General features: G+C 68.8%; 20 protein-coding genes and 1 tRNA gene. 19 read left to right on the top strand and 2 right to left on the bottom strand.

The genetic code is table 11. The features are described from left to right. Window positions 1-88: 88 nt before the first annotated feature. A complete protein-coding gene (locus AB0I51_RS34210; RefSeq protein WP_362981946.1) occupies window positions 89-943 on the bottom strand; it encodes a slipin family protein in 855 nt (284 codons plus the stop codon). Window positions 944-1,580: 637 nt separating this feature from the next. After that, window positions 1,581-1,652, bottom strand: a tRNA-Arg gene (locus AB0I51_RS34205). Between the two features lie 140 nt (window positions 1,653-1,792). On the opposite strand from AB0I51_RS34205, the gene AB0I51_RS34200 reads away from it, so the two are divergent. The 19 genes from AB0I51_RS34200 (at window position 1,793) to atpB (ending at window position 23,118) form a co-directional block, all read left to right on the top strand. Beyond that, window positions 1,793-2,308: a response regulator gene (locus tag AB0I51_RS34200; protein ID WP_362981944.1), complete on the top strand. Its 516-nt coding sequence runs from the start codon at window positions 1,793-1,795 to the stop codon at window positions 2,306-2,308. 142 nt (window positions 2,309-2,450) lie between these two features. After that, a complete protein-coding gene (nrtL, locus tag AB0I51_RS34195; protein ID WP_362981942.1) occupies window positions 2,451-3,545 on the top strand; it encodes an ArgS-related anticodon-binding protein NrtL in 1,095 nt (364 codons plus the stop codon). Window positions 3,546-3,617: 72 nt separating this feature from the next. Continuing rightward, on the top strand, window positions 3,618-5,015 hold the full coding sequence (lysA, locus tag AB0I51_RS34190) for a diaminopimelate decarboxylase (RefSeq protein ID WP_362981940.1): 1,398 nt from the start codon (window positions 3,618-3,620) through the stop codon (window positions 5,013-5,015). A gap of 152 nt (window positions 5,016-5,167) precedes the next feature. Then, window positions 5,168-6,460, top strand: coding sequence for a homoserine dehydrogenase (locus tag AB0I51_RS34185; protein WP_362981938.1), 1,293 nt, complete (start codon window positions 5,168-5,170; stop codon window positions 6,458-6,460). Window positions 6,461-6,466: 6 nt separating this feature from the next. Then, window positions 6,467-7,525, top strand: coding sequence for a threonine synthase (gene thrC, locus AB0I51_RS34180; RefSeq protein WP_359602207.1), 1,059 nt, complete (start codon window positions 6,467-6,469; stop codon window positions 7,523-7,525). Window positions 7,526-7,794: 269 nt separating this feature from the next. Next, window positions 7,795-8,736 carry a homoserine kinase gene (gene thrB / locus AB0I51_RS34175; protein ID WP_362981936.1) on the top strand — a complete coding sequence of 314 codons (942 nt, stop codon included), beginning with the start codon at window positions 7,795-7,797 and terminating at the stop codon, window positions 8,734-8,736. Between the two features lie 402 nt (window positions 8,737-9,138). Next, window positions 9,139-11,184 carry a transcription termination factor Rho gene (gene rho, locus AB0I51_RS34170; protein WP_362981934.1) on the top strand — a complete coding sequence of 682 codons (2,046 nt, stop codon included), beginning with the start codon at window positions 9,139-9,141 and terminating at the stop codon, window positions 11,182-11,184. 150 nt (window positions 11,185-11,334) lie between these two features. Next, window positions 11,335-13,176, top strand: a complete 1,842-nt coding sequence (locus AB0I51_RS34165) for a trypsin-like serine protease (RefSeq protein WP_362981932.1) — start codon at window positions 11,335-11,337, stop codon at window positions 13,174-13,176. 197 nt (window positions 13,177-13,373) lie between these two features. Further along, window positions 13,374-14,516, top strand: coding sequence for an LCP family protein (locus tag AB0I51_RS34160; RefSeq protein WP_362981930.1), 1,143 nt, complete (start codon window positions 13,374-13,376; stop codon window positions 14,514-14,516). Window positions 14,517-14,685: 169 nt separating this feature from the next. Next, complete coding sequence (gene rpmE, locus AB0I51_RS34155; RefSeq protein ID WP_019073185.1) at window positions 14,686-14,910, top strand: 50S ribosomal protein L31; 225 nt, start codon at window positions 14,686-14,688, stop codon at window positions 14,908-14,910. Window positions 14,911-15,019: 109 nt separating this feature from the next. After that, complete coding sequence (gene prfA / locus AB0I51_RS34150) at window positions 15,020-16,096, top strand: peptide chain release factor 1 (RefSeq protein WP_093629136.1); 1,077 nt, start codon at window positions 15,020-15,022, stop codon at window positions 16,094-16,096. A 55-nt stretch (window positions 16,097-16,151) separates the two neighbouring features. After that, the gene (prmC, locus tag AB0I51_RS34145; protein ID WP_362981927.1) at window positions 16,152-16,997 is read left to right on the top strand and encodes a peptide chain release factor N(5)-glutamine methyltransferase; all 846 of its coding nucleotides are present in this window, start codon (window positions 16,152-16,154) and stop codon (window positions 16,995-16,997) included. Window positions 16,998-17,052: 55 nt separating this feature from the next. Beyond that, window positions 17,053-17,700, top strand: a complete 648-nt coding sequence (locus AB0I51_RS34140; protein ID WP_019060715.1) for an L-threonylcarbamoyladenylate synthase — start codon at window positions 17,053-17,055, stop codon at window positions 17,698-17,700. Beyond that, a complete protein-coding gene (locus AB0I51_RS34135; protein WP_026179237.1) occupies window positions 17,697-18,365 on the top strand; it encodes a low molecular weight phosphatase family protein in 669 nt (222 codons plus the stop codon). The genes AB0I51_RS34140 and AB0I51_RS34135 overlap by 4 nt, the downstream gene beginning before the upstream one ends. 36 nt (window positions 18,366-18,401) lie before the next feature. Next, window positions 18,402-18,560: a hypothetical protein gene (locus tag AB0I51_RS34130; RefSeq protein WP_362981925.1), complete on the top strand. Its 159-nt coding sequence runs from the start codon at window positions 18,402-18,404 to the stop codon at window positions 18,558-18,560. A gap of 115 nt (window positions 18,561-18,675) precedes the next feature. Then, a complete protein-coding gene (gene glyA, locus AB0I51_RS34125) occupies window positions 18,676-19,914 on the top strand; it encodes a serine hydroxymethyltransferase (protein ID WP_362981923.1) in 1,239 nt (412 codons plus the stop codon). A 129-nt stretch (window positions 19,915-20,043) separates the two neighbouring features. After that, window positions 20,044-21,363: an MraY family glycosyltransferase gene (locus tag AB0I51_RS34120; RefSeq protein ID WP_362981921.1), complete on the top strand. Its 1,320-nt coding sequence runs from the start codon at window positions 20,044-20,046 to the stop codon at window positions 21,361-21,363. A 294-nt stretch (window positions 21,364-21,657) separates the two neighbouring features. Beyond that, on the top strand, window positions 21,658-22,071 hold the full coding sequence (locus tag AB0I51_RS34115) for a hypothetical protein (RefSeq protein WP_026179236.1): 414 nt from the start codon (window positions 21,658-21,660) through the stop codon (window positions 22,069-22,071). Between the two features lie 210 nt (window positions 22,072-22,281). Continuing rightward, the gene (atpB, locus tag AB0I51_RS34110; RefSeq protein WP_362981960.1) at window positions 22,282-23,118 is read left to right on the top strand and encodes a F0F1 ATP synthase subunit A; all 837 of its coding nucleotides are present in this window, start codon (window positions 22,282-22,284) and stop codon (window positions 23,116-23,118) included. The last annotated feature ends 46 nt before the right edge of the window (window positions 23,119-23,164 follow it).

Genomic DNA, 23,164 nt, shown 5'->3' with positions numbered 1-23,164 from the left:
GCCTCACCGACGAGGAACAGGCCCTCCAGCGGGACGTCGACGCCTACTCCGCCCCCGACGCCCTCCAGCACCTCCGCGAGTACGACGGTCACACGGGCTCGGGTACGCCGTTCGAGGTGGAGGCCGGGATCGTCTTGGTGAGGAGTTCGGCGGGCGGCGCGGGGGAGGTGGCGGCTGCCGTTTCCCGGGCGAGGAAGGAGCCGAGTTCGCCGATGGTGCTCATGAGGGGGGCGGGGAAGACGACGGTGGTGTTCTTGTCGACGCCGATCTCCACCAGGCTCTGGAGGTTGCGCAGTTGGAGGGCCAACGGGTGGGCCATCATCGTGTCGGAGGCGTCGCCGAGCGCGGCGGCGGCGAGCGACTCGCCCTCCGCGTTGATGATCTTCGCTCGCTTCTCCCGCTCGGCCTCGGCCTGGCGGGCCATGGCTCGCTTCATGGTGTCGGGCAGTTGAATGTCCTTCAGCTCGACCAGCGTGACCTGGACGCCCCATTCCACGGTGGCGACGTCGAGGATCTCGCGGATGTCGAGGTTGATGCGGTCGGTCTCCGACAGGGTCTCGTCGAGCGTGTGCTGTCCGACGACTTTCCGCAGGGTGGTCTGGGCGATCTGGTTGATCGCCGCGTGGACGTTCTCGACGGCGATGACCGACTTCACCGCGTCGACCACCCGGAAGTAGGCGACCGCGGACACGTCCACGCTCACGTTGTCCCGCGTGATGATGCCCTGGGACTGGATCGGCATGGTGACGATCCGCAGGGACACTCGGTGCAGGACGTCAACGAACGGGATGATGATCCGCAGTCCGGGATCGCGGGTTCCCACCAGGCGGCCGAAGCGGAACAGCACGCCGTTCTCGTACTGCTTGACGATTTTCACGGCCATCGCGAGTGCCAGGACGGCAAGAACCGCGACGACGACCAGAAGGAAAACCAGGACTCCCATGAGCTGCTCCTCAGAATGAGGACCACGTCGTTGCCGTGCGAGGTCCCGGGACGGGGTGGGGCGGCGGCGCGTGAACCACGGGGGCACCGGCACGTTGTCGGGGTGCCGGCTCCGTCGTGGGAGCCGTGCTGTCACCTGGCCGGAGCGCGGTGCGGACCGCGGGCCCGCCACGTACCAGCATCCCTCGCCACGTGCGTCTGCCGCATGGGCCGAACGGTCCCCGGAGTGCCGGAATTTACTCGGGGAGGTTCGGCCGGTGCCGGCGGGGAGCGGGACGGTCCACTCCAGAGTGTTGCCGACCTGCCGTATTTGAGCCCAAAAGCAACGACCCACCAGACCGTGTGCTTTTCCATGCGGCATCGGCCACATTTAGGCAGGTCAGAGGGGGATTTCGTGACGTGATGACGCTCCAGTCCCCGGTCCGCGTTGCGATCGCCGATTCGGCGGAAACCGAAGTCAACAGGTGCCGGGTGAACGTCCTTTGACCTGCGGAGACATCTCAACTGCAGGGGCGGACTTCGGCACAGAGAGCGTTGCGCGACGCGAAAAGAGCAACGGTCAAAAGACCGTATGCGTTTTGACGCGAACGCAAAAACTCCCGACCTGTATTTCTGCAGGTCAGGAGTTTTTTCCGGAGTGCCCCCGGCAGGATTCGAACCTGCGCACACGGCTCCGGAGGCCGTTGCTCTATCCCCTGAGCTACGGGGGCGTGTCGGTCGCGGTGTTCGCGGCGACGGGTAGAACCCTACCAGCTCCATACCGGTGTTCATGAACAGGTTTCCCGGTGGTCAGAGAGGTCGGAGGAGAGGCGGTCCGGGAGGTGTCCCCGGTCCCTCGCAGGGGGTGGAAGTGGGGAAAACCCGGACGCGGTGGCCGGTCCGGACCTACTCTCGAGTTGTGCCAGGCGCGTCGGGTCGGGTGCTTGTTGTGGACGACAACAAGGTCATCCGGCAGTTGATCAGGGTCAATCTCGAGCTGGAGGGTCTCGAGGTCGTGACCGCGGCCGATGGTGCCGAGTGTCTGGACGTCATTCACCAGGTGCGGCCGGATGTGGTCACCCTCGATGTCGTCATGCCCCGGCTGGACGGACTGCGTACCGCCGCTCGGCTGCGCAGCGATCCCCGTACCCGTGATCTGCCCCTCGCCATCGTCAGCGCCTGCACCCACCACGAGGTCGAGAGCGGACTCGACGTCGGCGTCGACGCGTTTCTCGCCAAGCCCTTCGAACCTTCCGAACTCATCGCGCTCGTACGGCAGTTGATCGAGCGCGGGCGGCGTGACGCGACGGGCGGGCTGTCCATCGGCGGCCCCTTCGGCGCGGGCGAGGCCGAACGCGCCGGACGGGGCGGCCGGGCCGGGGGCTGACGGTCCCCCCAGTTCCTGTGCGTAGGTCTCCTCATCCCTGTGCCCCGCTCACCCCAAGCCCCGCGCAACCCCCGCGTCCACATCCCGGACCCCGGCCAAACCGGCTGGCCTACCCACCCCCCTCCTCCCCTACGCTTGTCCCGTGACCCCCGTCGAGCTCTCCCGTACCGTGCTGCGCGCGGTGCGCCGTGCTGTCGAGGGCGGGGAGCTGAGTGTGGTCGTGCCGGAGAAGGTCTCGGTGACCGTGCCAGGAGCCGGCGGTTGCGGTGACTACGCCACCAACATCGCCCTTCAACTCGCCCGTCCCGCCAGAGAGACCCCCCGTCGCGTCGCCGAACTGCTGCTGCCGCATCTGGCCGGCGCGCAGGGCGTCAGCGGTGTCGAGATCACCGGGCCCGGTTTTCTCAACATCAGTCTGGGGAGTTCGGCGTCCACCTCGCTCGTCGCGGAGATCCTGCGACGCGGACCGCGGTACGGGTTCGTCGACGGCCCCACCAGCGGCGATGACGTTCCAAACGCCCCAACCACTCACCTCGTACGCCTCCACACCCCCCACGAGCCCCGCGCCCTCGTCGTCATGGACGTCATCGCCCGCCTCCTGCGCTCACAGGGCGCCCACGTCCGCACCAGCTGCGAGACCGGGCCACCCGAGCCCGCCTGGGCGACCGTTCTCGGTGTCGGCAGTGCCGACAGTGTCGACCTCCAGGAACCCACCCCGCTCGACCTCGAAGTCGAAGTCGTACGACCAGTCCCGGTCTCCACCCCCGACCTCGCCCCTCTCCTCACCCTCGGCCGCGACGCCGCCCGCTGGGCCCTTCTCCTTCCCGCCGCCCACGACCGGCCCCGTCCCACCGCCGACCACCTCGTGCAGCGCGAGGTGAATCCCCTCTTCCGGGTCCGTTACGCCTACGCCCGCACCCGGGCCGTCAGCCGCAATGCCGTCGACCTCGGTTTCACCGCCCAACCCGGCGACGTACGAGCAGGGGTGACCTCCCTCCTCGCCGACCACCCGCGAGTCCTGGCCCGCGCAGCGACCCACCGCGCCCCCGACTTGCTCGCCCGTCACCTGGTCGCCGTAGCGGACGCGACCCTCGTTCTCCTCCCCGCGGTGCTTCCGCTCGGGGACGAGAAACCCTTGGCCGCCCACCGTGCCCGGCTCGCGCTCGCCGAAGCCGCCGGGGCGGTGCTGGCCGGTGGCCTCTCCCTGCTCGGCATCGACGCACCCGAACACCTCTGAGTGCCAGGATCAAGCCAGAACCGAGAAGTCCCCCCGATCCCAGCGCCAGGAAGAGACAGAAGAGAACACGACATGAGCCGTTCCGCACATCCCGCCGGACCCCGTCACGCCGATGTCCTGCCCGAGGGGCACTACTCCGGTCCCGCCGCCGATCTCAATGAACTCGACCCCAAGGTGTGGGCACAGACCGTCACCCGCGACGACGACGCGAACGGTGTCGTCACCGTCGGCGGTATCGACGTGAAGACCCTCGCGGAGCGGCACGGCACCCCGGCGTACGTTCTCGACGAGGACGACTTCCGGCAGCGTGCCCGTGCCTGGCGTACCGCCTTCGGGCACGACGCCGACGTCTTCTACGCCGGCAAGGCGTTCCTGTCCCGTGCCGTCGTGCGGTGGTTGCACGAGGAGGGGCTCAATCTCGATGTGTGTTCCGGGGGAGAGCTCGCCACCGCCCTCTCCGCCGGCATGCCCGCCGACCGCATCGCCTTCCACGGCAACAACAAGTCCGTGAGCGAGATCACCCGGGCCATCGAGGCGGGTGTCGGACGTATCGTCCTCGACTCCTTCCAGGAGATCGTCCGCGTCGCCCACATCGCGCAGTCCCTCGGCAAGCGGCAGCGCGTACAGATTCGGATCACGGTCGGCGTCGAGGCGCACACGCACGAATTCATCGCCACCGCCCACGAAGACCAGAAGTTCGGGATTCCGCTCGCCGGGGGGCAGGCCGCCGAAGCCGTGCGTCGCGCCCTCCAGCTCGACGGGCTCGAACTCATCGGGATTCACAGCCACATCGGGTCGCAGATCTTCGACATGTCCGGGTTCGAGGTCGCCGCCCATCGCGTTGTCGGGCTGCTGAAGGATATTCGCGACGAGCACGGCGTCGAGTTGCCTGAGATCGACCTCGGTGGCGGCCTCGGTATCGCCTACACCAGTGATGACGACCCTCGTGAACCCCACGACATCGCCAAGGCGCTCACCGAGATCGTCACCCGTGAGTGCGATTCGGCCAAGCTGCGGACTCCTCGGATTTCCGTCGAGCCAGGGCGCGCCATCGTGGGGCCCACCGCGTTCACCCTCTACGAGGTCGGCACGATCAAGCTGCTCGACGGACTGCGGACGTATGTGTCGGTCGACGGCGGCATGTCCGACAACATCCGGACGGCGCTCTACGACGCCGAGTACAGCGTCGCCCTCGTGTCCCGCCGCTCCGACGCCGAGCCGATGCTCGCCAGGGTCGTCGGCAAGCACTGCGAGAGCGGGGACATCGTGGTGAAGGACGCGTTCCTGCCGGCGGACCTGGCTCCCGGTGACCTGATCGCCGTACCGGCAACGGGCGCGTACTGCCGTTCCATGGCCAGCAATTACAACCATGTGCTCCGGCCGCCGGTCGTCGCCGTGAAGGACGGCGAGTCGCGGGTCATCGTCCGCCGGGAGACCGAGGAGGACCTGCTCCGGCTCGACGTCGGCTGAGCCGTACCCGACATAAACAGGGGTGGAAGATCTCCCGTCTTCCACCCCCGTGAAAATGAAATCGATGTCTCACGATCCGGACTATGGATAGAAAGTCCCGTCCGGTGAGTGAGACTGGTCCAACCGAAGACGGTATGAGGAAACGAGGTCGGATGATGCGTACGCGTCCGCTGAAGGTGGCGCTGCTGGGCTGTGGAGTGGTCGGCTCAGAGGTGGCGCGCATCATGACGACGCACGCCGACGACCTCGCCGCCCGTATCGGCGCTCCCATCGAGCTCGCGGGCGTCGCCGTACGACGGCCCTCCAAGGTCCGCGAAGGCATCGACCCCGCCCTTGTCACCACGGACGCGACGGCTCTGGTGAAACGCGGCGACATCGACGTCGTGGTCGAGGTCATCGGGGGGATCGAGCCCGCCCGGTCCCTCATCACCACCGCCTTCGAGCACGGCGCCTCCGTCGTCTCCGCCAACAAGGCGCTGCTCGCCCAGGACGGTGCCGCCCTGCACGCCGCCGCCGAGCGGCAGGGCAGGGACCTGTACTACGAGGCCGCCGTCGCCGGCGCGATTCCGCTGATCCGGCCGCTGCGTGAGTCCCTTGCCGGCGACAAGGTCAACCGCGTGCTCGGGATCGTGAACGGGACGACCAACTTCATCCTCGACAAGATGGACAGCACGGGGGCCGGGTACCAGGAGGCCCTCGACGAGGCCACCGCCCTCGGGTACGCCGAGGCCGACCCCACCGCCGACGTCGAGGGCTTCGACGCCGCCGCCAAGGCCGCCATCCTCGCCGGAATCGCCTTCCACACACGCGTGCGTCTCGACGACGTCTACCGCGAGGGGATGACCGAGGTCACCGCCTCCGACTTCGCCTCCGCGAAGAACATGGGCTGCACCATCAAGCTGCTCGCCATCTGCGAGCGCGCCGAGGACGGCGGATCCGTCACCGCGCGCGTGCATCCCGCCATGATCCCGCTCAGCCACCCGCTCGCCTCCGTACGCGGCGCCTACAACGCCGTGTTCGTCGAGTCCGACGCCTCCGGGCAGCTGATGTTCTACGGCCCCGGAGCGGGCGGCGCCCCCACCGCCTCCGCCGTGCTCGGCGACCTCGTCGCCGTGTGCCGCAACCGGCTCAACTCGACCACCGGGCCAGGGGAGTCGGCGTACGCCGGACTGCCCGTGTCGGGCATGGGCGAGGTCGTCACGCGGTACCACATCAGCCTCGACGTCGCCGACAAACCGGGTGTTCTCGCACAGGTCGCCACCGTGTTCGCCGAGCACGGTGTCTCGATCGATACGGTTCGGCAGCAGGGGAAGGACGGCGAGGCCTCTCTCGTCGTCGTCACGCACCGCGCGTCCGACGCCGCCCTGGGCGGGACCGTCGAGGCGTTGCGCAAGCTCGACACCGTGCGGGGTGTCGCCAGCATCATGCGGGTTGAAGGAGAGTAACCAGCAATGACCCACCAGTGGCGCGGAATCATCGAGGAGTACCGGGACCGGCTCCCGGTGTCCGACAGCACGCCGGTCGTCTCCCTCCGCGAGGGCGGCACGCCCCTCGTGCCCGCGCAGGTGCTCTCCGAGCGCACCGGCTGCGAGGTCCACCTCAAGGTGGAGGGCGCCAACCCCACCGGGTCCTTCAAGGACCGCGGTATGACCATGGCCATCACGCGGGCCAAGGAGGAGGGCGCGCAGGCCGTCATCTGCGCCTCCACCGGCAACACGTCCGCGTCCGCCGCCGCCTACGCGGTACGCGCCGGGATGGTCTGTGCCGTCCTCGTGCCGCGCGGCAAGATCGCGCTCGGCAAGATGGGCCAGGCCCTCGTGCACGGCGCGAAGATCCTCCAGGTCGACGGGAACTTCGACGACTGCCTCACCCTCGCTCGCGAACTGAGCGACAACTACCCTGTGGCGCTGGTGAATTCGGTCAACCCGGTGCGCATCGAGGGCCAGAAGACGGCCGCCTTCGAGATCGTCGACATGCTCGGCGACGCGCCCGACATCCACGTCCTGCCGGTGGGCAACGCGGGCAACATCACCGCGTACTGGAAGGGCTACAAGGAGTACGCCGGCGACGGCATCGCCGCGAGGACGCCCCGCATGTGGGGGTTCCAGGCGTCCGGTTCCGCGCCCATCGTGCGCGGCGAGATCGTGAAGGACCCCTCGACCATCGCCACGGCGATCCGTATCGGCAACCCGGCGTCCTGGCAGTACGCGCTCGCCGCGCGGGACGAGTCCGGCGGGTTCATCGACGAGGTGACGGACCGTGAAATCCTGCGCGCCTACCGGCTGTTGGCCGCCCAGGAGGGCGTTTTCGTCGAGCCCGCCTCCGCCGCCTCCGTCGCCGGTCTGCTGAAGGCGGCCGAGCAGGGCAAGGTCGACCCGGGCCAGACCATCGTCTGCACGGTGACCGGAAACGGCCTCAAGGACCCCGACTGGGCCGTCGCGGGCGCCCCGCAGCCCGTTACGATCCCGGTCGACGCGCCGACGGCCGCCGAGCGACTCGGACTCGCGTAGACCCACAAGCGGAACGGCACCCGGGGAAGCTCCCCAGGGGGGTGCACAGGGGGCTTACGACACGCATCGTGCGCCTCCTGTGCGCCCTATGTCGCCACAGAACCTTCCTTCGATAGGCTGTACTGAACCCGCCCGCCGCATATGCCTGCGCGCATGGCTCGGCAACGCGCCGTCTCCACGGCCCGAGGGTCTCCACGTACCTATCGGATGTCATCGAACTTCATCGAATGTCTTCGACAATCACGCAGCTCAAGGAGAGTCATCGAGCGATGGCCGGTCCAGCCTTCCGCGCCGCCGCCGTCCGGGTGCGCGTCCCCGCCACCAGCGCCAACCTCGGCCCGGGCTTCGACGCCTTCGGCCTCTCGCTGGGGCTCTACGACGACGTCGTCGTCCGTGTCGCCGACTCCGGGCTGCTCATCGACATCGCGGGCGAGGGCAGCGAGACCCTCCCGCGCGACGAGAACCACCTCCTCGTACGGTCCCTGCGCACCGCCTTCGACCTGCTCGGCGGACAGCCCCGCGGCCTGGAGATCGTCTGCGCCAACCGCATTCCGCACGGCCGCGGCCTGGGCTCCTCCTCCGCCGCGATCTGCGCGGGCATCGTCGCCGCGCGCGCCGTGACCATAGGCGGGGACTCCAAGCTCGACGACACGGCCCTGCTGGAGCTCGCCACCGAGATCGAGGGCCACCCCGACAACGTGGCGGCCTGTCTGCTGGGCGGCTTCACGCTCTCCTGGATGGACGCCGGCGCCGCGCGGGCGATCAGGATGGATCCCGCCGATTCCATCGTTCCGGTGGTTTTCGTGCCCGGGAAGCCGGTCCTCACCGAGACCGCGCGCGGCCTGCTCCCGCGCAACGTTCCGCACGTCGACGCAGCCGCCAACGCGGGCCGCGCCGCACTGCTCGTCGAGGCCCTCACCCGCCGCCCCGAGCTGCTGCTGCCCGCCACCGAGGACCGGCTGCACCAGGAGTACCGGGCGCCGGCCATGCCCGAGAGCGCGGCACTCGTGGAGCGGCTGCGCGCGGACGGGGTGCCGGCCGTCATCTCCGGTGCGGGGCCCACCGTGTTGGCACTGGTCGACGCAGACAACGCCGACAAGGTCGCCCATCTCGCCGGCGAGGGCTGGGCCGCCAACCGGCTCGACCTCGACGAACAGGGCGCGTGCGTCCTTCCGCTCGCGGCCCCGAGCAGCGCTCCGAGCAGCAATTGACTACATACCGTCGCCGGATTTCGAGAGGGGGAATGTTTGTTGGATCCGGTAGTGTTAATCTCAAGTCTGCACCCGACCCCACCATGGCGAGGTGCTTGTTGTCCCCGTCAGGGACAGACATTCTTCCGGGAGCCTCCCAAACCACACTCTGTTCCGTCCGGGCACTGAGTGGTTCGCCGGGCACGCTCCGGAAGCCGGGAAAGCTCCGGAATTGGTGCGACCAAGCAACGTGACACAGCCACTCGGTGTCACTGCTTTGGGAAGCGCCGTCACCAGAAATCTCTTCCGCCGCTTAGGCGGACCACCGCCCCGGCACGGTTCACACAGCAAGAACCGAAGCCGGACAGCACAACCGGTCGCCGAGCCAGACAGGCCGACGTCCGCTCCAGGGAAGGACCCTTCGTGAGCGACACCACCGATCTGATGGGCGCACGTGTCGAGGAGACCGCTGCCGCGCCCGCCACGGACGCCTCCGCGCCTGCCACCGGTGCCGGCTCCCGGCGGCGCCGCGGTACCGGCCTCGACGGCATGGTGCTGGCCGAGCTGCAGCAGGTCGCATCCGGCCTCGGCATCAGGGGCACCGCGCGTATGCGCAAGAGCCAGCTGATCGAGGTCATCAAGGAGGCGCAGGCTGGGGGTGCCCCCTCTGGGGGAGGCGGTGCTCCGGCCGAGACCGCCACCGAGACCAAGCCCAAGCGCCGCGCCACCTCCAAGGCCCGTACCGGCGACGAGGCCGTGGCCCCGGCCGAGCAGAAGGCGGAGAAGGTCGCCACCGAGAAGGCCGTGGCCCAGCAGCAGATCGAGATCCCTGGCCAGCCTGCCAGCGATGACGCGCCTGTGGAGCGCCGCCGGCGCCGTGCCACCGCCGAGGCCGGCAGCCCCGAGACGATCACCGCCGAGGTCAAGAGCGAGCCGAGGACCGAGACGCCCGCCGCCGCGCAGGGCGAGGCCCGGGGCGACGCCGGTGACGACGGCCGTCAGGGCCGCCGGGACCGCCGTGACCGTGACCGCGGTGGCCGTCAGGACCGTGACCGCGGCGACCGTCGCAAGGGCGACGAGCAGCAGGGCGGCCAGCAGCAGGACCGTCAGCAGGGCGGCGGCCGTCAGGACCGCCAGCAGCAGGGCCAGCAGCAGAGCGGTGGCCGCCAGGACCGTCAGGACCGGCAGCCGCGCGACAACGGCCCGCAGGACGACGACGACTTCGACGGCGGACGCCGTGGCCGTCGCGGCCGTTACCGCGACCGCCGTGGCCGTCGCGGCCGTGACGAGTTCGCCGGCGGCGCCGGCGAGCCGCAGGTCGCGGACGACGATGTCCTGATCCCCGTCGCGGGCATCCTCGACATCCTCGACAACTACGCCTTCATCCGTACGTCGGGTTATCTGCCGGGTCCCAACGACGTGTACGTCTCGCTCGCCCAGGTCCGCAAGAACGGCCTGCGCAAGGGCGACCACGTCACCGGCGCGGTCCGCCAGCCGAAGGAGGGCGAGCGCCGCGAGAAGTTCAACGCGCTCGTGCGCCTCGACTCGGTCAACGGCATGGCGCCCGAACACGGCCGCGGGCGGCCGGAGTTCAACAAGCTGACGCCGCTGTACCCGCAGGACCGGCTCCGCCTGGAGACCGACCCGGGTGTGCTCACGACCCGCATCATCGACCTCGTCGCGCCGATCGGTAAGGGCCAGCGCGGTCTGATCGTGGCCCCGCCGAAGACCGGCAAGACCATGATCATGCAGGCGATCGCCAACGCGATCACGCACAACAACCCCGAGTGCCACCTGATGGTCGTCCTGGTCGACGAGCGTCCGGAAGAGGTCACCGACATGCAGCGGTCGGTGAAGGGCGAGGTCATCTCCTCGACCTTCGACCGCCCGGCCGAGGACCACACCACGGTCGCCGAGCTCGCCATCGAGCGCGCCAAGCGCCTGGTGGAGCTGGGCCACGACGTCGTCGTGCTGCTCGACTCGATCACGCGTCTGGGCCGTGCCTACAACCTCGCCGCCCCCGCCTCCGGCCGCATCCTGTCCGGTGGTGTCGACTCCACGGCGCTGTACCCGCCCAAGCGCTTCTTCGGTGCCGCGCGCAACATCGAGGACGGCGGTTCGCTGACCATCCTCGCCACCGCGCTCGTCGACACCGGCTCGCGCATGGACGAGGTCATCTTCGAGGAGTTCAAGGGCACGGGCAACGCCGAGCTCAAGCTCGACCGGAAGCTCGCCGACAAGCGCATCTTCCCGGCGGTGGACGTCGACGCGTCCGGTACCCGCAAGGAAGAGATCCTGCTCGGCAGCGACGAGCTGGCGATCACGTGGAAGCTGCGCCGGGTGCTGCACGCGCTCGACCAGCAGCAGGCGATCGAGCTGCTTCTCGACAAGATGAAGCAGACGAAGTCGAACGCGGAGTTCCTGCTCCAGATCCAGAAGACGACCCCGACGCCCGGCAACGGCGACTAAGGCAAGTCGGCATTATCGGAGGGCCGCCCCCTGTTGAGGGGGCGGCCCTCCGCGTTGTCGGTGCACCGCTGTACGATCGCGCTCTTCGGACTCGCATTCGACATTCGTCCGAACTTCCGATCCCGAGGGGGGACTTCAGTGGGTACGCCCATGCCTGGAGCCGGTCGGCACAGACGCCGGATACGTTTCGCCCTGCCCGTCGCCGCGGCCGGCATCGCCGCCGCCGTGACCGCCGCGGTGCTGACGACGTCCGCCGGTGCCGCCACCGCACTGCCGACACCGACCGCGAAGCCGGTCGTCAGCCAGCCGTCGCTCGCCACGCTGAAGAAGCGCATCGCGGGCGCCGAGGCCGGTGACGACATCGCCGGCCAGACGACCAGGAAGTCGTCCCGCAGCGCGAGCACCACCGCCACGACCGCCAGCCCGAAGATCATCGGCGGCACGACGACCACCATCAGCACCGCGCCGTACATGGCGCAGCTCTGGTACTACGACGACAAGGGCACCACCAGCGAGAGCGACGACATCGGCTTCTTCTGCGGCGGCTCGGTCGTCTCGCCGTCGAAGATCCTGACCGCCTCGCACTGCGTCAAGGGCTACAACTGGGCCAAGAACGGCGTCGTCGTCACCAGCGCCACCGTGCTGCCGACCACCGACGCCGACGGCAACACCGACCTGCACGGCGGCCAGGCCACCGCGGTCCTGCGCCAGTGGAACCACCCGTCCTACAACGCCGCCACGATCGACAACGACGTGGCGGTCCTCACCCTGGCGGCCCCCGTCAAGGCGACCCCGATCCGCCTGACGACGAACACCGACACCACTTCGTACACGGGCACGGCCGCCAAGACCGCCACGGTCTACGGCTGGGGCCGTACCAGCTCCTCGTCGGAGGACATCTCCGAGACGCTGAAGACGGCCTCGCTGCCGATCCAGTCGGACGCCACCTGCGCCGCCGCCTACGGCAGCCTGTACATCAAGGGTCACAACGTCTGCGCGGGCGAGGCCGCCACCGGCAGCGACGCCACCACGACGGCCATCTGCAACGGCGACTCCGGCGGCCCGCTGGTCGTCGCCGGCCGGATCGTCGGTGTCGTCTCCTGGAGCGCCGACGACGGTGACGCCACCACTGTCAACGACTGTGTCGTCGAAGGCACCTACGGCGTCTTCGCCAAGGTCAGCGCGTACGTCGGCGCGGCCTACGCGCAGATCGACGACGGCAACCTCAGCTACACCGACAACAAGGCCGACATCTTCGCCCGCAAGTCCTCCACCAAGGTGGGCTACGAGCTGGACTCCAAGGGCACCTCGCTGGCCGCCCGCCAGTCCCTGGGCGACTGGAGCGGCGTCAACCTGGTCCGGTCCGCCGACCTGAACCGGGACGGCTTCCAGGACTACGTCTACCGGACCACCGCCGGCGCGGTCTACTGGGACCACTTCGTGCTCAACAGCACGCGTGACGACGGCAGTTGGGTCAGCACGAAGATCTTCACCAACTGGAAGACCCGCACCCGGATCGTCGCCCCCGGCGATGTCACCGGCGACTACCTGCCCGACCTGATCTCGGTCGACAGCTCCGGTGTCCTGTGGATCTACCCCGGCAAGGGCAACGGCACCTTCAGCTCGCCGTCGCGGGTCGGCGCGGGCTGGAGCCAGTACAACGCGCTGGTCGGCAAGGGCGACTTCAACGGTGACGGCAAGGCCGACCTGATCGCCCGCAACAAGAGCACCGGCGCCGTCTACCTGTACAAGGGCGTCGGCAAGTCCGGCTCGGGTGCCTTCGCGGCCCGCATCAAGGTGCGCAGCTGGGCCAGCTACAACGCGTTCGACGCGGTCGGCGACTTCACCGGCGACGGCAAGGCGGACCTCCTGATCCGCAACGCGAGCGGCTCCCTGTACGTGTACCCGGGCACCGGCAAGGCGACCAGCGAGATCTTCGGCACACCGAAGTCGCTTGGTACCGGTTTCCAGCAGTACGACATCTTCGGGTGAAAACGCAGGTGAGCGAGGTCTGACCCGCTGACCCGACTACACAGAGTGCCCATCGCCGTACGCGATGGGCACTCTGCGTTGTGCAACCCTTTGTCGAGTTTCGCCGTCTGACCAGGCGGAGCGAAAATGGAGCGGTACTGACCGCGCCTGACCCTGAAAGCAGGGGGTAACCGACCGGACGAGAGACCGAGGAGCCCATGTCCGCCGAGAGCACGCCGGAGCCCGGCATACCGGGTAAGAACGGCAACAGCGGCCCGCGCCACCGCGCCGGAGGCCGCAAGCAGAAGAACCACAGTCCCCGCCAGAAGGCCCTGATGATCACGGCCTGGGTCGCGGGAGGCGTCCTGGTGCTGGGCGGCACCGGCGCCGGATACGTGTACTTCAAGCTCAACGGCAACATCAAGAGCGTCGACATCAACCAGGCCCTCGGCACCGACCGGCCGGTCAAGGTCGACAACGGCTCCGAGAACATCCTCGTCCTGGGCTCCGACTCCCGCTCCGGCACCAACAAGAAGCTGGGCGGCGGCACCGACGACGGCAGCGCCCGCTCCGACACCGCGATGATCATCCACGTCTACAAGGGCCACAAGAAGGCCAGCGTGGTCTCGATCCCGCGTGACACCCTCGTCGACCGCCCCGAGTGCACCGACACCAAGGGCGTCACGCACGACGCGGCCTCCGGCGTGATGTTCAACGAGGCGTACTCGACCGGCGGCGCCGCCTGCACGGTCAAGACCGTCGAGTCCATCTCCGGTCTGCGCATGGACCACTACCTGGAAGTCGACTTCGCGGGCTTCGAGAAGCTCATCAACGAGCTCGGCGGGGTCCAGATCACCACCACCAAGGACATCAAGGACTCGCAGAGCCACCTGAACCTCAAGGCCGGCGAGCACACGCTGAACGGCACGCAGGCCCTCGGCCTGGTCCGCACCCGGCACGGCGTCGGCGACGGCTCCGACCTCGGCCGCATCCAGCTCCAGCAGGCGTTCATCAAGGCGCTGGTCAACCAGGTCAAGCACGTCGGCCTCCTGACCAGCCCGACCAAGCTCTTCGACCTCGCCAACACCGCCACGAAGGCCGTCACCACCGACTCCGACCTCGGCTCGGTGAACTCCCTCACGTCCTTCGCCAACGGCCTCAAGGGCATCAGCTCCGCCAACATGAACATGGTCACGATGCCGGTCGAGTACGACCCGGCCAATCCCAACCGCGTGATCATCGAGAAGGCGAAGGCCCAGCTGGTCTGGACGGCCCTGAAGAACGACCGGCCGATACCCGCGGCGGCCTCCAAGGGCACGGCAACAGGCGAAGCCAAGGGCGTGGTGAGCAGCGCCCCGTAGGGGCGCGGGGAACTGCGCGCCCAGCCCCCAAGCACCCGCAGGGAATAGATCACCTGGGCCCCCGGTTTGGGAGGTTGGCTCCAGTCCTGGCAGACTGGACAGTCGGCCCCGGTTCACGCCCCGCAAACCCGCGGAGCGACCCGGTGCCCTCCCGAACCTAGGAGACACCTTGAAGCGCGAGATCCACCCCGAGTACGTCGAGACCCAGGTCAGCTGCACCTGTGGCGCGTCGTTCACCACCCGCAGCACGATCACGAGCGGCAACATCCGCGCCGAGGTCTGCTCCGAGTGCCACCCGTTCTACACGGGCAAGCAGAAGATCCTCGACACCGGTGGCCGCGTGGCCCGCTTCGAGGCCCGCTTCGGCAAGGCTGGCGCCGGCTCCAAGAAGTAGCGAGCCTCAATTTCGCCGGTCCACGGCCACGCCCTCTCCACAGGCGTGCCGGGACCGGCGTTTTTGGTCGCCCGCCTTCCCTTTCTTCACCGCATTTCAGGAGCCCAAGATGTTCGAGGCTGTCGAGGACCTCATCGGCGAGCACGCCGACCTTGAGAAGAAGCTCGCCGACCCGTCGGTCCACGCCGACCAGGCCAACGCGCGCAAGCTGAACAAGCGCTACGCCGAGCTCACCCCGATCGTCGCCACGTACCGCTCCTGGAAGCAGACCGGCGACGACATCGAGACCGCGCGTGAACTCGGCGCCGACGACCCGGAGTTCGCGGCCGAGGTCAAGGAGCTGGAGAAGCAGCGCGACGAGATCACGGAGAAGCTGCGGCTGCTGCTGGTGCCGCGTGACCCCAACGACGACAAGGACGTGATCCTCGAGGTCAAGGCGGGCGCGGGCGGCGACGAGTCCGCCCTGTTCGCCGGAGACCTGCTGCGCATGTACCTGCGGTACGCGGAGCGCGTCGGCTGGAAGACCGAGATCATCGACGCCACCGAGTCCGAGCTGGGCGGCTACAAGGACGTCCAGGTCGCCGTGAAGACCAAGGGCGGCAACGGCGCCACCGAGCCCGGCCAGGGCGTGTGGGCCCGGCTGAAGTACGAGGGCGGGGTGCACCGCGTGCAGCGGGTGCCCGCGACCGAGTCCGCAGGCCGTATCCACACCTCGGCCGCCGGTGTTCTCGTCACCCCCGAGGCGGAGGAGGTCGACGTCGAGATCAACCCGAACGACCTCCGCATCGACGTGTACCGCTCGTCCGGCCCCGGCGGCCAGTCCGTCAACACGACCGACTCCGCGGTGCGCATCACGCACATTCCCACCGGAGTCGTCGCGTCCTGCCAGAACGAGAAGAGCCAGCTGCAGAACAAGGAGCAGGCGATGCGTATCCTGCGCTCCAGGCTGCTCGCCGCGGCACAGGAGGAGGCGGAGAAGAACGCCGCCGACGCCCGCCGCAGCCAGGTCCGCACGGTCGACCGCTCCGAGAAGATCCGTACGTACAACTTCCCGGAGAACCGCATCTCCGACCACCGCGTCGGCTTCAAGGCGTACAACCTGGACCAGGTCCTGGACGGCGATCTCGACGCGATGATCCAGGCTTGCGTCGACGCGGACTCGGCCGCCAAGCTCGCGGCGGCGTAACACGACGGCACGCACGGCACGTTCGGCACGGACGAGTACGACACGGAGGACTTGCGTGAACCTGCTGCTAGCAGAGGTGGCCCAGGCCACCCAGCGGCTGGCCGACGCCGGCGTGCCCTCGCCGCGCAACGACGCGGAGGAGCTCGCCGCGTTCGTGCACGGTGTGAAGCGGGGCGAGCTGCACTCCGTGAAGGACGTGGACTTCGACGCCCGCTACTGGGAGACCATCGCCCGGCGCGAGCAGCGTGAGCCGCTCCAGCACATCACCGGCCGCGCCTTCTTCCGCTACCTGGAACTCCAGGTCGGACCAGGGGTGTTCGTGCCGCGCCCCGAGACCGAGTCGGTGGTCGGCTGGGCCATAGACGCGGTCCGCGCGATGGACGTCGTGGAGCCGCTGATCGTGGACCTCTGCACCGGCTCCGGCGCCATCGCGCTCGCGCTCGCCCAGGAGGTCCCGCGTTCCCGGGTGCACGCCGTGGAGCTGTCCGAGGACGCCCTCCAGTGGACCCGCAAGAACATGGACGGCTCCCGGGTCGACCTGCGGCAGGGCAACGCCCTGGACGCCTTCCCCGACCTCGACGGCCATGTCGACCTGGTCATCTCCAACCCGCCGTACATCCCGCTCACCGAGTGGGAGTACGTCGCCCCCGAGGCCCGGGACTACGACCCCGAACTCGCCCTGTTCTCGGGCGAGGACGGCCTCGACCTGATCCGCGGCATCGAACGCACCGCACACCGTCTCCTCCGTCCCGGCGGTGTCGTCGTCATCGAACACGCCGATACCCAGGGCGGCCAGGTGCCGTGGATCTTCACCGAGGAGCGTGGCTGGGCCGACGCGGCCGACCACCCCGACCTCAACAACCGCCCGCGCTTCGCGACCGCCCGCAGGGCGACGCCGTGACCGGCGCCCCGACTTTCGACCCGCAGCAGTACGTGTACGAGGAGGCCCGCTAGACATGGCACGGCGATACGACACCAATGACGCGACCGACCGCACGACGGGTCTGCGCGAGGCCGCGTCCGCCGTCCGCCGGGGCGAACTCGTGGTCCTGCCGACCGACACGGTCTACGGCATCGGGGCCGACGCGTTCTCCTCGGAGGCCGTCGCCGATCTGCTGGACGCCAAGGGCCGGGGCCGCAACATGCCCACGCCGGTCCTCATCGGCTCCCCGAACACCCTGCACGGCCTCGTCACGGACTTCTCCGAGCTGGCCTGGGAACTCGTCGACGCGTTCTGGCCGGGCGCCCTCACGCTGGTCGCCAAGCACCAGCCGTCCCTGCAGTGGGACCTGGGGGACACCCGCGGCACGGTCGCCGTGCGCATGCCGCTGCACCCGGTCGCCATCGAGCTGCTGACCGAGGTCGGCCCGATGGCCGTGTCCTCCGCCAACCTCACGGGCCACCCCGCGCCGGAGGACTGTGACGCGGCCCAGCAGATGCTCGGCGACTCGGTGTCCGTGTACCTCGACGGCGGTCCCACCCCCGGCAACGTGCCGTCCTCGATCGTCGACGTCACGCGTGAGGTGCCCCTGCTGCTGCGTGCGGGCGCGATCTCGGCGGAGGAGCTGCGCAAGGTCGTACCCGACCTCGAGGTGGCGAATTGACAGCCCCTGACGCGGGGCGTGGCATAGGCAACGGGGAAGTGACGGGGACCTTCGGGCTTCCCATGGACAGCTTCCGCATCCTCCACGTCAGCACCGGCAACGTGTGCCGCTCGCCGATCACCGAGCGGCTGACCCGTCATGCCCTGGCGGACCGGCTCGGCGACCCGCTGTGGGGCGGGCTCATCGTGGAGAGCGCAGGCACCTGGGGCCACGAGGGCGCGCCCATGGAGACCAACGCGGCGACCGTCCTCACCGACTTCGGCGCGGACCCCTCCGGGTTCACCGGCCGCGAGCTGCTCGACGACCACGTGATCCGCGCCGACCTGGTGCTGACCGCCACGAGGGACCACCGCCAGCAGGTCATCTCCATGGGCCACTCGGCGGGCCTGCGCACCTTCACCCTGAAGGAGTTCACCCGCCTGGTGAAGGCGATCGACCCGGCCACCCTGCCACCCCTGGAGGACGGCATGGTGGCCCGCGCCCGAGCCCTGGTCCGCGCGGCAGCGGCCCTCCGCGGCTGGCTCCTGGCCCCCACCGCGGAAGCCGACGAGGTCTTCGACCCCTACGGCGCCCCCCTCCCGTTCTTCCGCTCCATCGGCGACGAGATAAACCAGGCGATCGATCCGGTGGTGACGGCGTTGACGGGTGTGCCTGCGCGGACTTGATCCGGCGGTTGTGGCTCTCGTGGGTGTGACCGCGGGGTGCTTGATTCGACGGGAGCGGGTTCGGCGAGGGCCGCCGTGGAGCGGCTGATCCGGCGCGCGGAGTCGGCGACGCCCGCCGCGGAGCGGCCGATGTGGCTGAACCAGGCGATCGATCCGGTGGTGACGGCGTTGACGGGTGTGCCTGCGCGGACTTGATCCGGCGGTTGTGGCTCTCGTGGGTGTGACCGCGCGGACGTGGCAACAGCCGCGCGTCCCGCCGGCGCCGGGCCTACATTGGACGTACGTCACCGTCGACGGCTCGGAGTCCACCATGTCGGTCACCCCTGTCCTTGAGGCCGATGTCCTGCGTCGGCAGGACCCCGAGCTGGCCGAGATCCTGCTCGGGGAGCTGACCCGGCAGTCGACGACGCTCCAGCTCGTCGCCGCCGAGAACTTCACCTCGCCCGCCGTGCTGGCCGCGCTCGGCTCCCCGCTCGCCAACAAGTACGCCGAGGGCTACCCCGGCGCCCGCCACCACGGCGGCTGCGAGATCGTCGACGTCGCCGAGCGCGTCGCCGTGGACCGGGCGAAGGCGCTGTTCGGCGCCGAGCACGCCAACGTGCAGTCCCACTCCGGCTCTTCGGCCGTGCTGGCCGCGTACGCCGCGCTGCTGCGGCCCGGTGACACCGTCCTCGCGCTGGGGCTCCCGTACGGCGGGCATCTCACCCACGGGGCGCCCGCGAACTTCTCCGGCCGCTGGTTCGACTTCGTGGGCTATGGGGTCGATGCCGAGACCGGGCTCATCGACTACGACCAGGTGCGCACCCTCGCCCGTACGCACCGCCCCAAGGCGATCGTGTGCGGTTCCATCGCCTACCCGCGCCACATCGACTACGCCTTCTTCCGCGAGGTCGCCGACGAGGTCGGCGCCTATCTCATCGCCGACGCCGCCCACCCCATCGGTCTCGTCGCCGGGGGAGCGGCGCCGAACCCGGTGCCGTACGCCGATGTCGTCTGCGCCACCACGCACAAGGTGCTGCGCGGGCCGCGCGGCGGGATGCTGCTGTGCGGGAGCGAGCTGGCCGAACGGGTGGACCGGGCCGTCTTTCCGTTCACGCAGGGCGGCGCGCAGATGAACACCATCGCGGCGAAGGCCGTCGCGTTCGGCGAGGCGGCGGCGCCGGCCTTCACGGCGTACGCCCATCAGGTGGTCGCCAACGCCCGGGTGCTCGCGGCGGGGCTGGCCGCGGAGGGGCTGATCGTCACCACAGGGGGCACCGACACCCATCTGATCACCGTCGACCCGATGCCGCTGGGCGTCGACGGACGCACCGCGCGCGGCCGGCTGGCCGCCGCCGGAGTGGTCCTGGACTGCTGCGCGCTGCCCCACGGCGACACCCGCGGCCTGCGGCTCGGTACGGCCGCGGTGACCACGCAGGGCATGGGGGAGGGCGAGATGGCGGGCATCGCGGCGCTCCTCGCGGGTGTACTTCGCGGCCGGGTCGACGCCAAACGGGCGCGTGACGAAGTGCGGGATCTTGTGGGTGGATTCCTGCCGTATCCGGGCTGAACGGGGGTACCCGCACCCACGTACACAGCCACACGTGCAACCATCGTCGCTACCCGGAAGTCCCCAACCATATGCGTCCCTCGCTAGGGTGTGGGGCTGTGATGGCCAGCGAGACCTGTGGGGAAGCCTGTGCGTGAATACCTGCTGACGCTCTGCGTGACGGCCGCGGTGACGTATCTGCTGACCGGGCCGGTGCGTAAGTTCGCGATCGTGGCCGGGGCGATGCCGGAGATCAGGGCCCGTGACGTGCACCGGGAACCCACTCCGCGGCTCGGCGGTATCGCCATGTTCTTCGGCCTGTGCGCCGGCCTGCTGGTCGCCGACCATCTGACCAACCTCAGCTCGGTCTTCCAGAACTCGAACGAGCCGCGCGCCCTGCTCTCCGGCGCCGCCCTGATCTGGCTGATCGGTGTCCTGGACGACAAGTTCGAGATCGACGCCCTGATCAAGCTGGGCGGCCAGATGATCGCCGCCGGCGTGATGGTCATGCAGGGTCTGACGATCCTGTGGCTGCCCATCCCGGGCGTCGGCAACGTGGCGCTGACCCAGTGGCAGGGCACCCTGCTCACGGTCGCCCTGGTTGTCATCACCATCAACGCGGTCAACTTCGTCGACGGCCTCGACGGCCTCGCGTCCGGCATGGTCTGCATCGCCGCCGCCGCGTTCTTCCTGTACGCCTACCGCATCTGGTACTCGTACGGCATCGAGGCCGCCGCCCCGGCCACGCTCTTCTCGGCGATCCTGATGGGCATGTGCGTCGGCTTCCTGCCGCACAACATGCACCCGGCGCGGATCTTCATGGGCGACTCCGGCTCGATGCTGATCGGCCTGGTGCTGTCCGCGGGTGCGATCTCCATCACGGGACAGGTCGACCCGGACGCGCTGCAGCTGTTCCTGCACTCGGAGAAGGCGGCCGTGCACTCGACGGTGCCCGTCTACATCCCGCTGCTGCTGCCGCTGACGATCATCGCGGTGCCGGCCGCCGACCTGGTGCTGGCGGTCGTGCGCCGCACCTGGAAGGGCCAGTCGCCATTTGCCGCGGACCGCGGCCATCTGCACCACCGGCTCCTGGAGATCGGCCACTCGCACAGCCGGGCGGTGCTGATCATGTACTTCTGGTCCGCGCTGATCGCGTTCGGGGCGCTGTCCTACTCGGTCAACTCGGCGTCGATGTGGATCGTCCTCGGCATCGTCTTCCTGAGCGCGATCGGGCTGGTGCTGCTCCTGCTGCCGCGCTTCACGCCGCGTGCGCCGCGCTGGGCCGAGCACCTGGTGCCGCCGCGATATCGCCGTCGCAAGGCCGGAGTTGACCCTGTCGTGGTGCTGGCGGAGGAAGACCGTGACCCGCGTCCTCCGGTTGTCGCCGGAGTGTCAGGAGTCAACGGGGCGACCGCTGTCGGCCCCCGTTCGCGTCTCCTGGACGGACGTAAAGCCGAGTCCTCGCGCTGACGCCAAGGTAAGAATCTGACTAAAGCGTTGCCATCTCGTGGGCAGACAAAGCCTCCCTATACCAGACAAGTTGGCCGCTATTTTGCACAGACGCGCGGCGTCACTCTCATGTGTGACAGCAAGCACACCTTCTAGGTAAAGACCACATCAAATAGTTTGTGATACGGTTCACGAGAACCCGGGACAGAGCCGAAGGACCGTAGTGCGACGGTCCTTTGGCGTGAGGTTCTCTCTCATCCCGGGACTACGCTCGTCCATGACGACACGCCCCCCTTAGCAAGCGGAGTTGCCGCCATGCCGTCCAATGACGCCCGGATTCTCCTTCAGGCCGCTGTGCCCACAGCTGCCGTCGGCGCGATTGCCGCCGTCGTCAGTGGTGTGGTCGCCGGCGGCAAAGGAGCTATTGGGGCAGCCGTTGCGACGCTGATCGTGATCCTCTTCATGGGAATCGGGCTCTACGTTCTGCAGCGCACTGCCAAATCGCTTCCGCACCTGTTCCAGGCGATGGGCCTCATGCTCTTCGCGGCGCAGATTCTGCTGCTGTTCATCTTCCTCGCCGCGTTCAAGCACACCACGCTGTTCAATCCCAAGGCCTTCGCGTTCACCCTGCTCGCCGGAACCATCATCTGGGTCGTCGCGCAGACCCGTGCCCACATGAAGGCCAAAATCCTCTACGTCGAGCCCGAGAAGTCGGGGCACTCGTCGTGAGAGGTAGGGCCGGGATAAGAGCACGTAAGCGACCCTGCTATCGTCCGGTTCCAACTGCGGCATCGCGGGCGCGGGCATCTGAGCTGACGCCTGCTCAATCGCGAGGCTCGATGCCCCACTGCCGCCCCCACATCCGTTACACCAGTCCAGTGCCGAACCGCGGCTGTGCGCCGCGCCGACACAACGAGGTTGCCGTACCTATGCGCCACGCTGAAGGAGCCCGCGGTGAGTGCTGACCCGACGCAGGTGCTCGCCTTCGAGACCGACTGCCACATCTTCGACGGCTGTGGATTCCCGGCTCCCGGCCTGCACTCGTTCCTGTTCAAGCCCCTCCTGGGGGACGGCGACAGCAACGTGTACTTCAACAAGCCGATGCTGCTGGCGCTGCTCGGCTCGGTCATCGTCGTCGGCTTCTTCTGGGCCGCCTTCCGCAAGCCGAAGGTCGTCCCCGGCAAGCTGCAGATGGTCGCCGAGACCGGCTACGACTTCATCCGCCGCGGTGTCGTCTACGAGACCATCGGAAAGAAGGAAGGGGAGAAGTACGTACCGCTGGTCGTCTCGCTCTTCTTCTTCATCTGGATGATGAACCTCTGGTCGATCGTTCCGGTCGCCCAGTTCCCGGTGACCTCGATCATCGCGTACCCGGCCGTTCTCGCGATCATCGTCTACGTCCTCTGGGTCGCGCTGACTTTCAAACGACACGGATTCGTCGGCGCCTTCAAGAACTTCACGGGTTACGACAAGTCGCTGGGCGCGGTGCTGCCGCTCGCCATGACGATCGAGTTCTTCTCGAACCTGCTCGTCCGGCCGTTCACGCACGCGGTCCGACTGTTCGCCAACATGTTCGCGGGCCACACCCTGCTGCTGCTCTTCACGATCGCCAGCTGGTACCTGCTGAACGGCATCGGTATCGCCTACGCAGGCGTCAGCTTCATCATGACGATCGTGATGACGGCCTTCGAGCTCTTCATCCAGGCTCTGCAGGCATACGTCTTCGTCCTCCTGACCTGCACCTACATCCAGGGCGCGCTCGCCGAGCACCACTGAGCACCCCCCTCTGGAACCCCCTGAGCGTCCGGTGGCCAACCCCCGC

This window comes from Streptomyces sp. NPDC050549 (assembly GCF_040655035.1).
In the GTDB taxonomy this organism is placed as follows: Bacteria; Actinomycetota; Actinomycetes; order Streptomycetales; family Streptomycetaceae; genus Streptomyces.
Note: the sequence above shows the minus strand (reverse complement) of the source record. Positions and strands in the feature narration are given on the sequence as shown.